This window comes from Geobacillus sp. E263 (assembly GCF_007197795.1).
In the GTDB taxonomy this organism is placed as follows: Bacteria; Bacillota; Bacilli; order Bacillales; family Anoxybacillaceae; genus Parageobacillus_B; species Parageobacillus_B toebii.
On record NZ_CP041632.1, the window covers coordinates 2,464,280 to 2,479,184 of the forward strand.

Below are 14,905 nucleotides of genomic sequence, written 5' to 3' on the forward strand. Positions count from 1 at the left end.
TTCCTCCTTTTTTAAGATCCTGAGGCGTGGCTTCCGCCATCGACAACGATTAACGATCCTGTCACAAAATCGGAGGCCGGAGACGCTAAAAATAATATCGCTCCTTTTAAATCATCTTCCCCGCCAAATCGTCCTAACGGCGTATTTTGCAGCACTTTCTGTCCCACTTGCTCAAGGACGGCTTTGGACATTTTCGTTGGGAAAAACCCCGGTGCGATTGCATTGACATGAATTCCGTATCTTCCCCATTTTACGGCCAAGTCTTTCGTAAACGTAATAACAGCCCCTTTGCTTGTGTTATAACCAATGGTATTTAATATTTCCGGATTCGTTCCGCCAAGCCCTGCGACAGAAGCGATATTGATGATTTTGCCGCTCCGCTGTTTGATCATTACTTTGCCGGCCGCCTGGCTCATGAGAAACGTTCCGGTCACATTGACATTGATGACTTTTTGCCATGCCTCAAGCGGCATTTCTTCTACCGGCGCCCCCCACGTCGCGCCGCTGTTATTGACTAAAATGTCAATTTGCCCAAATTCATCGACCGTCGCTTGCACGACGCGCTGTACATCCTCTGGATTCGTGACATCGCATTTTAATGCAAGCGCTTTTACGCCAAGCTGTTCTAGCTTTTCTTTCACTTGTTCACATGCTTCCAATTTTCTCGAACATATAACGACGTTTGCTCCTGCTTCCGCCAAGCCGATGGCGATCTGTTCGCCAAGCCCTCTCCCTCCTCCGGTAACGATCGCCGTTTTTCCAGATATTTTAAACAAATCTAGTACATGCATGCTATTTCTCTCCCTTTTTTATTGATATTGTCGTAATTCCAATTTGGCGATTTGCTCTTTATGCACTTCATCCGGCCCGTCGGCAAGACGCAATGTGCGCGCATTCGCCCATTGAGCGGCAAGCGGGAAGTCATCGCTGACTCCTGCGGCTCCAAATGCCTGGATGGCCCGGTCAATCACTTTTAAGGCAACGTTTGGCGCTACCACTTTAATCATCGCAATTTCTTTTTTCGCCTTTGCTTTTAATTCCTCCATAATCGGCGGAACAGACCATCTCGATTCTTGTGCGTTTAGTTGCTCCTTATACACCTTTTCATTTGGATAAATGTAACCTTCCATGAAAGCGCTTAACTTTTTAATCAGCTCTTTGACTTTCGGTGAATACGAAAAATCCATTTTTTCCCATCCCCTTCTATACTAACCGGTTAGTATGTAACCTTATCTTTACTATACCCTTATTTATAAAAATATTCAATATTTTTAGATAAATAACAAAAAAGACATCATCATAAAGATGATGTCTGCTTATTCTTGGATATATCGCTTATATAAAGCTTGCGTGCCGCTGTTTTCTTCCCCTGCCTTTGCCAGTTCTTCATACATCGATTTCGCAAGCGCAAGCCCTGGCAGTTGCAAATTCATTTTTTCTGCTTCCTCTAACGCAATTTTCATATCCTTAATAAAATGCTTCACATAAAAGCCTGGCTTGAAATCGCCGGAAAGCATGCGAGGGGCTAAATTGCTCAGCGACCAGCTTCCCGCCGCTCCCTGGGAGATGCTTTCTAGCACTTTAAACGGATCCAATCCTGAACGCTTCGCATAGGCAAGCGCCTCGCAAACGCCAATCATGTTCGATGCAATTGCGATTTGATTGCACATTTTTGTATGTTGGCCCGCACCTGCTTTTCCTTGATGAACAATGTTCGTTCCCAATCTTTCTAAAATCGGTTTACACGCGGAAAATACTTCTTCATCTCCGCCAACCATAATCGTTAATTTTCCTTCTTTTGCGCCAATATCTCCGCCTGAAACAGGAGCATCAAGCGCATAAACATTTCGTTCTTTCGCCGCCTGATAAATTTTTTCCGCAAGCGTCGGAGTAGATGTGGTCATATCAATCACATATGTACCTTCTTTTACGTTTGCCAGTATGCCTTCTTCTCCAAAATATACTTCCTCCACATCTTTTGGATATCCAACCATTGTGATGACAACATCCGCTTCTTTTGCAAGTTGAGCAACTGTTTCTTTCCAAACTGCTCCCTCTTCAATAAGATCGTTCGCTTTCTCTTTTGTTCGTGAGTAAACAAGAAGAGGATAACCTGCTTTTAGCAAATTGCGAGCCATGCTTTTTCCCATCACACCAAGACCGATAAAGCCGATTGTTTTCATTGTCTTCTTCCCCTCCCTGCATTTGAATGAATCATGTTTATCATAACATAAAAAAGTACCTTGGAAATGAACCAAGGCGCTATCTTTCTTTTTTCAAAAGCGGCTGTATTTTGATTGAATTCCTCATCGCACTATATTAAATCGCTTTTACCATCCCGCCGTCAACAATAAGAGACTGCCCTGTGATATATGTGTTTGCCTCTGAAAGAAGGAATGTAACGACATTGGCAAATTCCTCCGGTGTGCCGTAACGGCCAAGAGGAATCATACTTTTCATGCGCGCTTCCATTTCTTCTTTCGAAATTCCCAGTTTTTCCGCATTGATTTTGTCTAAAAATGCGACCCGCTCTGTTGCGATTCGTCCCGGTGCTACCGTATTAATTAAAATGTTGTACGGTGCGAATTCAAAAGCTAATGTTTTCGTCAAACCAACGATGCCAGTGCGGAATGTATTCGATAAAAGCAGCCCCGGAATCGGCTCTTTAATGGAGGAAGAAGCGATGTTGACAATTTTTCCTCCTTTTTTCTTTAAGTACGGAAGCGCTTCCCGAATCATGCGGATATAGCTAAGCAAATTCAATTCAAACGCATGATACCAATCTTCGTCGCTGATCGTTTCAAATGTTCCCGCAGGAGGCCCCCCGGCGTTGTTCACCAATAAATCGATGGTTCCATAAATGTCTACCGTTTTTTGCACAAGACGATGAATATCTTCTGCCTTCGTAATATCTGCTTGAAGGTGGGCGACTTGTCCTTTATGTAAATCACGTAATTCTTTTTCCACCTCTTGCAGCTTCTCTTCATTTCGGCTTGTAATCATGACATTTGCCCCTTCGAGCACAAGCTGACGGGCAATTGCTTTACCAAGACCTTGACTGGAAGCGACGACAAGTGCTGTTTTCCCCGACAAGCGCAACTCCATAGCTTTTCCTCCTCAGTTATACATGTTTTTATTTAAAGTTATTCGCTACATTTTAGTGATTTTCCTTCTTTCTTGTATAGATTAAAAAGGGGTTGTCCTTTCTTTGCACAAAAAATCCCCCCGGGTAGAATCCAACATCATACCAAATGTTCTTTTTTTTTCGCTGTATACCTGTAGGGGATAATGCCGTACAAATCTCTTGTTCTATCTAAAGAAGTGATACGCTGATATGCATCGCTTTTTTCAAAAAGGCTCTGTTAAATTCTAATGTTGATTTTTAAACCACAGAAAGAAGACCGAAATCAATCGGTCTTTTTTGTATGTCTTGTTCAACTATCGCCATCCGTTAGCCAACCATTCTGCATCTATGCGACACCAACAAATGATGAAGGGATCGTTTAAGTGACATACTCCCACCACCTACGCTTCGCTTAGAGGTGGGGGCTTCTCGGGTAATCCCATCTCATGATGGGAAGTTGACCGAGCGATCCCCGTGTGCCCCACGGTTCGAGGACAAATTAGACGATCGCCAATCGTTTCATGCCCTCATGTTTGATATTGATGGCCGCATTGACGTCCCTGTCGCTCTCGAATCCACATTCACAGCGGAATGTCCGTTCAGAAAGCGATAGAGACTCCTTGACTCGACCGCAGCACGAACACGTTTTGGACGAAGGGAACCATTTGTCGATTTTGATCAGCTTCTTCCCCTGTTCGGCCAGCTTGTACTGAAGGAAAGTGGTGAACATGCCCCAGCCGTTGTCATGAACGCCTTGACCGAAATGGAGGGCTTGTGACATCCCTTTCATGTTGAGGTCTTCGATGACCACGCAATCATACCGTTTCGCTAATTTGTGCGACTCCTTATGCAGAAAGTCCTTGCGCTGGTTGGCAATTTTCTCATGCAGCTTCGCTACTTTCAGACGCTGTTTGTGCCAACGATTCGAGCCTTTCTTTTTACGAGACAATTTACGCTGTTCTTTCGCTAATGTTTCCAATGCTTTGCGATAGAATCGAGGATAATTGGCTCTCTTACCCTCGCTATCGACATACAGCGTACTCATGGAAAAGTCAAGCCCAACAACCGTTTGTACTTCTTTTAGGGCAGGTTGATGTTCGTACTCTGTGAGAATAGAAATATAGTATTTTCCTGTTTTGGTTTTCGTGATCGTACAAGACTTGATGATATGGTGGGCAGGAATCTCCCGGTGTTGCTTGAACTTGATCCATTTCAGTTTGGGCAGCTTGATATAGCCATCTGAAAGCTTGATGTTGCCATTTACCATATTTGTGGTGTACGACTGTTTCGCCTTGCGGTTTTTGAACTTGGGAAATCCAGCGCGGCCAGAAAAGAAGTGTTGAAACGCTTTCTGCAAATTTAGTTGAGCATTTGCCAGCGCAAGGCTGTCCACTTCTTTTAGCCAAGGAAACTCCTTTTTGTACTTGGCAGGGGTCGGAAATGTTTGTTGTTTCAAGGATTCTTTATCGTCCTTGAACTTTTCAAACATTTGTATGCGTTCTTCAAGCATTTTGTTATACACAAAACGGACACAACCGAAGGTTTTGGCGAGCAATTCTTCTTGTTCTTTTGTTGGGTATAGACGGAACTGATAGGCTTTGTTTGCCATATCGACACCACATCACTTCATACCTTGATTTTCGATATATTTTTTGATTACTTCAATGGGCGCACCACCCGTTGTAAGCAGGCAAAAGCTTCTTGACCAAAAATATTCTTTCCATAACCCGTGGTGCTAGATAAACTCAAACAAGCATAAAAATAGCCCTTGCATGAGGATCCCCTTAAAATGAAAGTGCAACCAACCATTAAAAAGGAGGATCCCTATGCAAGAGCACTTTCATTTTACTACAGATCGGGCCAAGATTCAAAAGCAATATGCCGCCATTTTCGTTTTTGTTTCTGCTCAACTTTCATGCATTCAGGTGCATCTTCATCGTCGAAATCGCCATTTGGTCAAGCAAGAGGACGCTGTCATCATCGCCATTCATCTTTTAGGAAAGCTGCTCGGTTTTACTTCTGAACGGGCGTGGCATCGTTTTGTCACGGGAAATTTGTTCACAAACGGCTCGTTTCTCGAACGTTCCCGGTATAACCGCCGCTGCCGGGCGCTTGGCTTCGCTATCAAATGGATCCGCCATGAGCTGGCAAAACGTGGCCAACATCATGCCTATGCCGTCGTGGACAGCTTGCCGCTCCCATTGTGCCATACGGCAAGAATGCATCGCGTCAAACGGTTTCAAGAGATCGCCGACATCGGGTATTGCGCTTCCAAAAAGCAATGGTACTACGGGTTGAAGCTACACCTTCAAGTGACCGATCAAGGGCTGCCAATGGGGTATGTGGTGACGGAAGCATCTTGCCACGATCGAATCGCAGCCGAAAGCGTGATGACCCAAATTCCCCACCCGTATAACTTTGGGGACAAAGGATTCATTAGCCGTGACTTGCAAAAAAGGCTGTACGAAGAATACCAAATGGCGCTTTGGACTCCGTCTCGAAAAAACCAGAAACATCGTGCGTCCGAGGCATGGGAGAAATGGATCCAACAAAAACGCAAAGTGATCGAGACGGTGTTCTCGGTTCTGGTTGACCACTATCGCATCACGGGGATCCGAGCCAATTCGATTATCGGATTTGAAGTGGCACTAGACGGTATATTGTTAGCTTATTCCCTGGTTACACTTGGGCTAGTTGAGCGCTAAAGCTCAACTAGCACCACGGGTTCTTTCCATAGTTTTCTTTTCACTTGCGGAAAATGCTTTTTGATCAGTCGAGAACTTGCACTTTTATAGGCATTGATGAACTTGGATAATTCACTATTTGGATGTGCTTTGAACAAAATATGCACATGGTCCATATCGTGATTCCATTCGACCAAGGAAATATTGTAATTTTTACCCAATCTCACAAACATATCTTTTGCATAGTCAGATATGGTATCATCAATCACTTGTCTGCGATATTTTACAACCAGCACAAGATGATAATACAATAGGAACACTGAATGGTTATTATTGTCTAATTTCATTGATACAACAGCCTTTCATTTTTCTAAAACTGATTATATCATAACACACAAAAAAGAGACAATTTTAGGCTATACCTAACCGAAATTCATCTCCCACTTTCACTTCGTTTAGAAGTGGGAGACTTCTTTCGGAAAGATGTTAAAATAGCAAAGGCGATGCCCCTTATTAAGCATCGCTCTCATTAATTGAATAACAAACATACAAAATAGTTCCCTAATTCGCAAGACTAATAATAGCAACCACGTTCTTCTTTTTATTACTTACAGTAGTTTTATTCAGCTGCCATAGCATCGGCTTTTGTTACATGTACAGTACCACGTGGATGTTCTGGAGGTGCATATATCGAGTAAAGTTTTAGCGGGATATTACCTATATTGATTACATTGTGCCATGTTCCGGCAGGTATCATAATGGCAGAATCATCATAGACTTTTCTTTCAAAGTTTAAATTATCTTTACTCTTGCCCATTTGAACAATCCCTTGACCTTGTTCAATACGTAAGAATTGATCCACGTCAGGGTGAATTTCCAAACCGATATCTTCGCCAACATTGAGACTCATCAATGTAACTTGCAAATGATTTCCTGTCCATAAAGCGGTACGATACGTATTGTTTTGCTTCGCAGCCTCGTTGATATTAACTACAAACGGTTTTGGTCCATAATCTTTTAACTCAATTTTATCTCTTCCCTTTGATGATTGCAAAAAATCCAATCGTTTTGCATGCCCTATCTCATTAGGAATAGACCAGTAAACAGGCTGTCTTCCATAGTTATACATTGGTACGTTAATATAATAAGGATATGGATACATAAAAGGAACATAGTACATTTTTCTCACTCCTTCGCAGATTTATAAATTATCCTATGCACTATGTTCAAGGAATTTACTTAAATTCAGGGTTATTTATTTAAAGAAATCGTTATTGGTCCAAAACATGGTACTCAATTAAATGGCCCTTTAAAAAAGGGGAACACATATTAGTCATGTATATATGTGTTTTTTTCACGAGAACATCCGTCGGAAGCACACTGCTTTAGCTGTGGGAGGAAGGCGGGGTTTATATTTTCAGTATATATTGAATTTTTCGTTCAATATAAGTACACTGGATTTAGAAAGGTAGGTGAATCAAGAATGCTCTGCACTCTCAAGATTAAATTAATGCCAACTCTTGAACAGTTTCATGCGCTGCTGGAAACAATGAAACGGTTTAACCAAGCATGCAACTATATTAGCGAGATTGCTTTTCGCTCCAGAACCTTTTCCAAAACGAAAATCCAGCGGCTTTGCTACTATGACGTCAGGGAAAAATTTGGCCTCTCTGCCCAAATGACCGTTCGTGCCATCGGCAAAGTGTCGGAAAGCTATCGTTTGGATAAAAAAACCTTGCATAACTTTAAAGAAACCGGTGCCATCGTGTATGGCGTTCCAAGAAGGAAAAACTATTTGCCCGTGATGTGAACCACTGCATTAGCAAGAAGATTGTTGAAAAGGCAAAGGCACTCGGATGCGGCATTGCCCTTGAAGATTTAAAGGGCATCCGCCAACGCACCGAGAAAACGGTTAAAAAGCAACAGCGTCGTCAACACTCTTCTTGGTCTTTTTATCAGTTGAGAAAGTTTATTGAGTATAAAGCGGCGATCGCTGGCGTGCCGGTGGTATTGGTTCATCCAAAAAATACTTCCCGCACCTGTCCGGTTTGCGGACATGTGGCCAAAGAAAACAGACCGTCAAGGGATCAGTTTTGTTGTCGAGCTTGTGGGTACGCTGCCCCTGCCGACAACGTGGCTGCGGAAAACATCCGCAGGGCTGCTGTCAACCAGCCGAACGCGGCAGCCAATTAGGCTAGTTGCAAGCCCACGGCTTTAGCCGTTGGGTAGTTGACAGCTGCTCATTATTTCCCATGAACGAAAAAAGAGGCGGCTCCAAAAGCGTTTTTTGGAGCCTGCCTCCTTTTTATCAGCTTTCTAATAGAAGGTCTTCTGGATTTTCGATCAAGTCTTTTACCGTTTTTAAGAAGCCGACTGCTTCTTTTCCGTCAATAATTCGATGGTCATATGATAGCGCCACATACATCATTGGGCGGTTCTCGATTCGATCTTCGTCAATCGCAACCGGACGAAGCTTGATCGAATGCATGCCTAAAATACCAACTTGCGGTCCGTTAAGAAGCGGAGTAGAGAAGAGCGAACCGAATACCCCGCCGTTTGTAATGGTAAACGTTCCTCCTTGCAAATCGCTTAGCGATAGTTTATTGCTACGCGCTTTTGCCGCCAATTCAGCAATATCTCTTTCGATTTCGGCAAAATTTTTCCGATCGCAGTCCCGCACCACTGGAACGACTAAGCCTTCGTCCGTTGAAACAGCAACCCCAATATCATAGTATTTTTTCAAAATAATTTCGTCACCTTGAATTTCGGCATTCACATAAGGATATTTTTTCAATGCTGCCACAGCTGCCTTCACGAAGAAAGACATAAATCCAAGACGCACGTCGTGTTCTTCGAAAAATTTATCTTTTTTCCGTTTTCGTAATTCGATGACAGCTGACATATCAATTTCATTAAACGTTGTCAACATCGCCGTAGATTGTGTCACTTCTAATAAGCGTTTAGCAATTGTCTGGCGGCGGCGCGACATTTTTTCACGGATCACTGGCTTCCCATCATCTTGCTTCACTACTGATGAAGCCGGTTGTTGAACCGGTGTTGTTAGGGTTGCTTGTGGTCTTGATTGTTGTTGCGCAAATGACTCCACATCTTGTTTACGAACCCGTCCTAACGGGTCAACGGTAGGAACTTGCGCCAAGTCGATTCCTTTTTCTCTCGCGATTTTTCGCGCCGCCGGTGAAGCAATCGGACGCTGCGTCGGCTGACTAGCCGATAACGGCTGTTTTTCGATTTCCTCTGCTTGCACGTTTGTCGCTTGTAGGTTTTCTGGTGCTGCTTGTTTTGGTTCTTCTTGATTGCTAGGCGCAGCTTCCTGTCCTTCGCCGATCACTGCAATAGCCTGGCCTACTGCGACAGTGTCGCCTTCGTTTGCTAAAATTTGTTGCAATACTCCTGATTCCTCAGCCATGATTTCTACATTCACTTTATCTGTTTCCAATTCGCAAATCGATTCACCTTTTTCTACATGATCACCAGGTTTTTTCAACCATTGTGCAATGGTCCCTTCCGTAATAGATTCTGCTAATTCTGGAACTTTGACTTCAGCCACGTTGATGCCCTCCTCAAATCTTGCATTATTGCTCTTTTTTCGTTAATGCACATTGAATAATACGCTCTTGCTCTTTTCGATGAACGACAGGATCACCTTCTGCAGGGCTTGCCCGTCTGCGTCTGCCAATGTAGCTTACATCTACTCCTTCTGGAGCAATTTCACGCAATCTCGGTTCGACATAACACCAGCTTCCCATGTTTTGCGGTTCTTCCTGAACCCATACAATTTCCTTTACGTTTGGATAGCGAGCAAAAATTGCTTGGAGTTCTTCTTTCGGGAATGGGTACAATTCTTCTACGCGCACGACGTGAAGCCAGTCTAGCCCTTCCATTTTGTTGATTTGTTCTGCCAAATCAATCGTCAATTTTCCAGTGCTTAAAATAATTCTTTCTACTTTTTCACGGTTTTCGCCAAGTCCCTTTTGTTCAAGCACAGGATGGAATTGACCATTCGTAAACTCTTCCGCATCAGATGCCGCTAACGGATGGCGCAACAAGCTTTTTGGCGTCATCAGCACTAATGGGCGAACTTCCTCCCACCGTAAAATGCTGGCTTGTCGACGCAAAATATGGAAATATTGAGCAGCAGTTGATAAATTAGCGACCGTCCAGTTATTTTCCGCTGCTAGTTGTAAAAACCGTTCTAAACGACCGCTTGAATGTTCCGGACCTTGTCCTTCATACCCATGTGGAAGCAACATAACAAGACCAGATTTTTGCCCCCATTTTGCCCGTCCAGATGAAATAAACTGATCAAACATCACTTGCGCCATATTCGCGAAATCGCCAAATTGTGCTTCCCATAAAACGAGCGTTTCCGGCGCAAAGACGTTATACCCATATTCGTAACCAAGCACCGCCGCTTCTGTCAGTGGACTATTGTAAACAACGAATGAAGCGTTCGCATCGCTAATATGGTGAAGCGGAACAAATTCTTTACCTGTTTTCATATCATGCAACACAAGATGACGTTGGGCGAACGTACCGCGCTGTGAATCTTGACCAGTAAGACGGATTGGAACACCATCACGCAAAATCGTTGCAAAGGCAAGAATCTCCGCGTGCGCCCAGTCAATTTTCCCTTTGCCGTCAAACACGCCTTCACGGCGCTTTAAGATGCGTTCTAACTTATTAAATACATGGAAATCAGAAGGAAACTGCAACAGTTCTTTATTCAACCGGCGCAATACATCTTTTTCTACCGATGTTTTTACAAATGGCAATTTGCATGCTACCGGTTTCGGCGGATCCATGATAAAATCAAGCTTTGACTCGTCTTTTGGAACTTTTTCATACGCGATTTTCAATCGTTCCGCAACTTCTCGTTCCATCTCTTCTACAGCTTCTTTAGTAACAATTCCTTTTTCAATCAACTTTTGCGCATAAAGTTGACGAACGGTTGGATGTTGTTGAATAATGCTATACATTGTTGGGTTTGTCGCCATCGGTTCGTCCATTTCATTATGACCGAAACGGCGGTAGCCAATTAAATCGATAACAAAATCTTTTTTAAAACGCTTACGATAGGCAAACGCAAGGTTCGCCGCTGCTAAACATGCTTCCGGATCGTCGGCGTTCACATGCACAATCGGTATTTCAAAACCTTTTGCAATATCAGATGCATATTTCGTAGAACGAGAATCATGGCTTTCTGTTGTGAAACCGATCATATTATTCGCAATAATATGAATCGATCCGCCTGTCTGATATCCTTGCAAACGGCTTAAGTTTAGTGTTTCGGCTACAATGCCTTGCCCAGGAAATGCCGCGTCTCCGTGAATCATAATGGCAAACGACGAATCGGTATCTTGAGACGGCACGCCCGCGTTCGTGCGATCCTCTTGAGCAGCACGCGTAAACCCTAAAACAACAGGATTAACCACTTCTAGATGGCTTGGGTTGTTTGCCAATGTAATTCTCATCGTATGTTCATTTTTGTTTCGAAGACGGCGGGCTGCCCCTAAATGATATTTCACATCTCCCGTCCAGCCATATGTAATCGCTACCGATCCTTCCGACGGCATGAAATCTTTACTTTCCGCATGTTGGAACTCAGCAAAAATCATTTCATATGGCTTTCCAAGGACGTGAGCAAGCACGTTTAAGCGGCCGCGATGCGCCATGCCGATATTAACTGCTTTCACTTCTTCTTCAATGGAATGGCGGATAAGTTCGTCTAATAGTGGAACCATCGAATCTAATCCTTCGATCGAGAAACGTTTTTGGCCGACAAACGTACGATGAAGGAACTTTTCAAACCCTTCCACTTCCGTAAGGCGGCGGAGCAGCGCCACTTTTTCTTCGTTTGTCAGACTTGGGTAATATGCTCCTGATTCAATTTGGCTAATTAACCAATTTCTTTCTTCTAAGTTATGTACTTGTGAAAATTCGAAAGCGATTTTATCCGTGTAGATTTTCCGCAAATGGTTAATAGCATCCAATCCATTTTTCACATGCGCAGGCGCATGCGGACAAATAAATGCGACAGGAATTTGTTTTAAATCATCTTCCGTTAAATCAAATTCGCTTAATTCAAGACGGCGCGTATCTTTATTTTGGGTATTTAATGGGTTGATATCCGCTGCTAGATGGCCATAATGGCGAATTTTATCAGCTAGTTTTACAGCAGCAACAAGTTTGCTGAATATGGTTGGATTCTCAGGAAGCCGGAACGTTTGATAAGTTTTGGCGGCACTCTCGCTATGATCAAACCGTTCTGCTTCCGTTGTCGGTGCTCCCCACTCCTTAAACAATTGTTTCAATTCGGGATCTACGCTGTCCGGATCCTCTAGATACTGCTCATACATTTCCATCACGTATCCAAGGTTCGGGCCATAAAATTGACTCCATGGTTCTGCGTAGTTCATCGTCTGCTTTGTCATTATGAAAAACCTCCAACTATTTCATTCATTTGGGATGATTGCGAGCCGGCTTCGCACGCATAGCGTAAATACGAAGCGGAGATGATACCCGCTCGCATCCATTGTTCCCAAATAAACAAAGAAATAACGTTATAAACGTTTTCAATCTATATTTTAACATTATTATTCATTAAAATCGATGATTAAAAACTAAAAATCGTCACATAATACTTATTTTTTTTAATTGAGTTTAAAAACATAAGAAAAAAAGCGGCAACACATATGTATTGCCGCAGAATGACCAATGAAATAAAGCAAAGACTATAGTTTAAACTTTTCGACTAATTTTTGTAACTGTCTTCCCATGTCACTTAATTTTTCTGCCGATTCCGTCACTGTGCTCAATGCTTGCAGCTGATCATCAGCTGATGCTGCCACTTCCTCTGTAGCTGCTGCAGATTGCTGAGCGATGGCAGAAATATTTTGCATTGCTTCGATCACGACATCTTTGCTTTCGTTCATCCGGTTTGCTTCATCTGTAATATTAGCAACAGCCGCCGTTAATTCTTCCATCATTGCCGTAATTTTTACAAATGAATCCCCTGTTGTATGGACAGCTTGTTGCTGTTGTTCGTACATATCTTTAGAATAACTAACCGCTTGCATCGCTAGATCGACTTGTTGTTGAATCATAGCGATCGTTTGACGAATTAGCTCTGTTGCTTTTGCTGATTGTTCCGCTAACTTACGCACTTCTTCCGCTACAACGGCAAATCCTTTTCCATGTTCTCCTGCTCTTGCCGCTTCGATGCTGGCATTTAAAGCGAGTAAATTCGTTTGTTCAGAAATAGCGGTAATCGTTTGGATCACTTCATCAATTTGTTTCATTTTTTCTACTAAGTCGTTCATCACTTTTTCAACCGCCAATAGTTCTTTTTTCGCCTCATCCGATTTTAATTGCAGCACATTTAAATTTTCCAGCCCGTTATAACTAGCTTCTTTTGTTTCATTCGATAATGTTTGCATATTTGCCGCCGATTGCGTAACTGTTTCAATCTGCTTCGAAAGCGCTGTAGTTCGTTCATTGATCGTGTCTAAATCGCTTGCTTGCTCTGTCGTTCCTTTCGCAATATCGTTAATGGCGCTTGCAACTTGTTCGCTTGTCGCCATTGTTTCCTCAGAAACAGCGCTGAGATGATCAGCGGAAGCCGCTAGTTCTGCTACTGATTCATTGACTTGGTGGATCAGCGCCCGCATTTGTGAAATCATCTGATTAAAATGATTCGCTAATTGTCCGATTTCATCTTTTGATTTTACTTGGACGTGCACCGTTAAATCGCCTTCCGCCACTTTTTCCGCTTGGTGTTGAAGTGCAACTACCGGATTGACGATGGAGCGGGCGAGAAAATAAATAGCGATGATGCCAATAAGTACAGCCACAATCGTAATGATCATCATTTTTGTGGCAATCGACCGACTGACAGCAAATAAATCTTTCTCTTTATATACGGTACCAACTTTCCATCCTAGCTCAGGAATAGTCGTAAAATACATAAGGCGCTTTTCGTTTTCAAGCGTATATGTATATAAACCACTTTTATTTTTCAACATATGTTTGACAGCAGCGTTTTTCGACATATCTTTTCCTTTATATTGCGGGTGCACAACGGCAATTCCATTTTGATCAACTAATACTGGATATCCATGATAGCCAACATCAATATTATTTACAATTTTTGCAACTTCATCTAATGTCATATCAATTCCTAGTACAGCAACAACACGACCACCTTCTTTTACCGCCTTGGCCAATGTAATAATATTCTTTCCCGTTATTGCATCGACGTAAGGCTCTGTCCAAACTACTTTGTCCGGATTTTCTTCCGCTTTTTTATACCATGGACGCGATGTTGGATCATAACTGTCAGGCAACTCGGCTGCCGGCGTCGTATACATTTTTTTATCAGCCGTTCCAATATAAGCAAGTTGAACATTTTCGTGGATTTTTAAAAACGTGCGAAATTCTTGGTCAAGCGCTGGCCATGAATGGCGATCTTTGATCATTTTCGCTACAACAGGTGATTCACTAAATTGCAGCAAACTATTTTCCTCGCTTTGAAAACTGTCACGAACATCCCCAACCGCCCTTTTTATAATGGATTGCGCACGTTTTTCAGCATCTTGCTGGATCATTTTTTTCGTTTCAACGACCCCGACAATCTGGGTAGCCACTAATGAAACAATCATTAACAATGCCATTAATACGATGAGTTTCGTCCGCAATGTTTTAAACACAGCCAGTTTCTCCCCTTTATGTATCTCGTTTTTTGTCGAACCTTGTATTATTATAAAAGGGACTATCGTCGTGCGTCTATAGGAGCAAATTCTTATAACAGTATGAAATACGAACGGAAATGGAACAATATAAAACATATCCTGTTTGATAAAAAGGTAGTGAACGATATGGGGGCGATGGAGCGAGATGGCTATATATTCGACATCGAATATAGCGTCATTCATCAAAAAGGAGCATTGCACGTATACCGGGATGGAGTGTTGGTTGATGAATTAACATTCACTTTTGCAGGAGAAAAGCCGAACGAACAACAAATCGAAACATTAATTGATGATTATATGGAAAAACGAGGGATTTATTAACAAAACCG

General features: G+C 42.7%; 10 protein-coding genes and 4 pseudogenes. 3 read left to right on the forward strand and 11 right to left on the reverse strand.

Annotated features, from left to right (window positions below):
* Positions 1 to 11: 11 nt before the first annotated feature.
* The 6 genes and pseudogenes from FNL97_RS12645 to FNL97_RS12670 form a co-directional block, all read right to left on the reverse strand.
* Complete coding sequence (locus FNL97_RS12645) at positions 12 to 791, reverse strand: SDR family oxidoreductase (RefSeq protein ID WP_062678320.1); 780 nt, start codon at positions 789 to 791, stop codon at positions 12 to 14.
* A gap of 18 nt (positions 792 to 809) precedes the next feature.
* Positions 810 to 1,025 (reverse strand): annotated as a pseudogene (locus tag FNL97_RS18915) (acyl-CoA dehydrogenase family protein); the annotation flags it as partial.
* 291 nt (positions 1,026 to 1,316) lie between these two features.
* A complete protein-coding gene (locus FNL97_RS12655) occupies positions 1,317 to 2,183 on the reverse strand; it encodes an NAD(P)-dependent oxidoreductase (protein WP_015863266.1) in 867 nt (288 codons plus the stop codon).
* Between the two features lie 136 nt (positions 2,184 to 2,319).
* A complete protein-coding gene (locus FNL97_RS12660) occupies positions 2,320 to 3,105 on the reverse strand; it encodes an SDR family oxidoreductase (protein ID WP_143415892.1) in 786 nt (261 codons plus the stop codon).
* 518 nt (positions 3,106 to 3,623) lie between these two features.
* Positions 3,624 to 4,733, reverse strand: coding sequence for an RNA-guided endonuclease InsQ/TnpB family protein (locus tag FNL97_RS12665; RefSeq protein WP_012748945.1), 1,110 nt, complete (start codon positions 4,731 to 4,733; stop codon positions 3,624 to 3,626).
* A gap of 12 nt (positions 4,734 to 4,745) precedes the next feature.
* Positions 4,746 to 4,850, reverse strand: a pseudogene (locus tag FNL97_RS12670) (transposase); the annotation flags it as partial.
* 100 nt (positions 4,851 to 4,950) lie between these two features.
* Between FNL97_RS12670 and FNL97_RS12675 the strand changes: the two are divergent.
* On the forward strand, positions 4,951 to 5,829 hold the full coding sequence (locus FNL97_RS12675) for an IS982 family transposase (RefSeq protein ID WP_143415144.1): 879 nt from the start codon (positions 4,951 to 4,953) through the stop codon (positions 5,827 to 5,829).
* A 20-nt stretch (positions 5,830 to 5,849) separates the two neighbouring features.
* On the opposite strand, the pseudogene tnpA reads toward FNL97_RS12675, so the two are convergent.
* Together tnpA and FNL97_RS12685 are read right to left on the reverse strand one after the other, a co-directional pair.
* Positions 5,850 to 6,155 (reverse strand): annotated as a pseudogene (tnpA, locus tag FNL97_RS12680) (IS200/IS605 family transposase); the annotation flags it as partial.
* Between the two features lie 272 nt (positions 6,156 to 6,427).
* Entirely contained in the window at positions 6,428 to 6,988 is a 561-nt protein-coding gene (locus FNL97_RS12685) for a cupin domain-containing protein (RefSeq protein ID WP_015863264.1), read from the reverse strand.
* A gap of 303 nt (positions 6,989 to 7,291) precedes the next feature.
* Here FNL97_RS12685 and FNL97_RS18745 point away from each other — a divergent pair.
* A pseudogene (locus FNL97_RS18745) lies at positions 7,292 to 8,001 on the forward strand (RNA-guided endonuclease TnpB family protein).
* 115 nt (positions 8,002 to 8,116) lie between these two features.
* Here the strand turns inward: FNL97_RS18745 and odhB are convergent.
* From odhB to FNL97_RS12705, 3 genes are all read right to left on the reverse strand, one after another.
* A complete protein-coding gene (odhB, locus tag FNL97_RS12695) occupies positions 8,117 to 9,376 on the reverse strand; it encodes a 2-oxoglutarate dehydrogenase complex dihydrolipoyllysine-residue succinyltransferase (protein ID WP_143415893.1) in 1,260 nt (419 codons plus the stop codon).
* A 25-nt stretch (positions 9,377 to 9,401) separates the two neighbouring features.
* Complete coding sequence (locus FNL97_RS12700; RefSeq protein ID WP_143415894.1) at positions 9,402 to 12,260, reverse strand: 2-oxoglutarate dehydrogenase E1 component; 2,859 nt, start codon at positions 12,258 to 12,260, stop codon at positions 9,402 to 9,404.
* Positions 12,261 to 12,560: 300 nt separating this feature from the next.
* Positions 12,561 to 14,534, reverse strand: coding sequence for a methyl-accepting chemotaxis protein (locus FNL97_RS12705; protein ID WP_062677456.1), 1,974 nt, complete (start codon positions 14,532 to 14,534; stop codon positions 12,561 to 12,563).
* 168 nt (positions 14,535 to 14,702) lie between these two features.
* On the opposite strand from FNL97_RS12705, the gene FNL97_RS12710 reads away from it, so the two are divergent.
* Positions 14,703 to 14,897 (forward strand): YbxH family protein, encoded by a 195-nt coding sequence (locus FNL97_RS12710; protein WP_062677478.1) that lies wholly within the window; start codon positions 14,703 to 14,705, stop codon positions 14,895 to 14,897.
* Positions 14,898 to 14,905 lie beyond the last annotated feature (8 nt).

Bases quoted from the DNA above. Each gene is read 5' to 3' on its own strand.
- FNL97_RS12710 (WP_062677478.1), top strand. From the start codon at position 14,703: ATGGGGGCGATGGAGCGAGATGGCTATATATTCGACATCGAATATAGC.
- FNL97_RS12700 (WP_143415894.1), bottom strand. From the start codon at position 12,260: ATGACAAAGCAGACGATGAACTACGCAGAACCATGGAGTCAATTTTAT.
- FNL97_RS12660 (WP_143415892.1), bottom strand. From the start codon at position 3,105: ATGGAGTTGCGCTTGTCGGGGAAAACAGCACTTGTCGTCGCTTCCAGT.
- FNL97_RS12665 (WP_012748945.1), bottom strand. From the start codon at position 4,733: ATGGCAAACAAAGCCTATCAGTTCCGTCTATACCCAACAAAAGAACAA.
- FNL97_RS12685 (WP_015863264.1), bottom strand. From the start codon at position 6,988: ATGTACTATGTTCCTTTTATGTATCCATATCCTTATTATATTAACGTA.
- FNL97_RS12645 (WP_062678320.1), bottom strand. From the start codon at position 791: ATGCATGTACTAGATTTGTTTAAAATATCTGGAAAAACGGCGATCGTT.
- FNL97_RS12675 (WP_143415144.1), top strand. From the start codon at position 4,951: ATGCAAGAGCACTTTCATTTTACTACAGATCGGGCCAAGATTCAAAAG.
- FNL97_RS12655 (WP_015863266.1), bottom strand. From the start codon at position 2,183: ATGAAAACAATCGGCTTTATCGGTCTTGGTGTGATGGGAAAAAGCATG.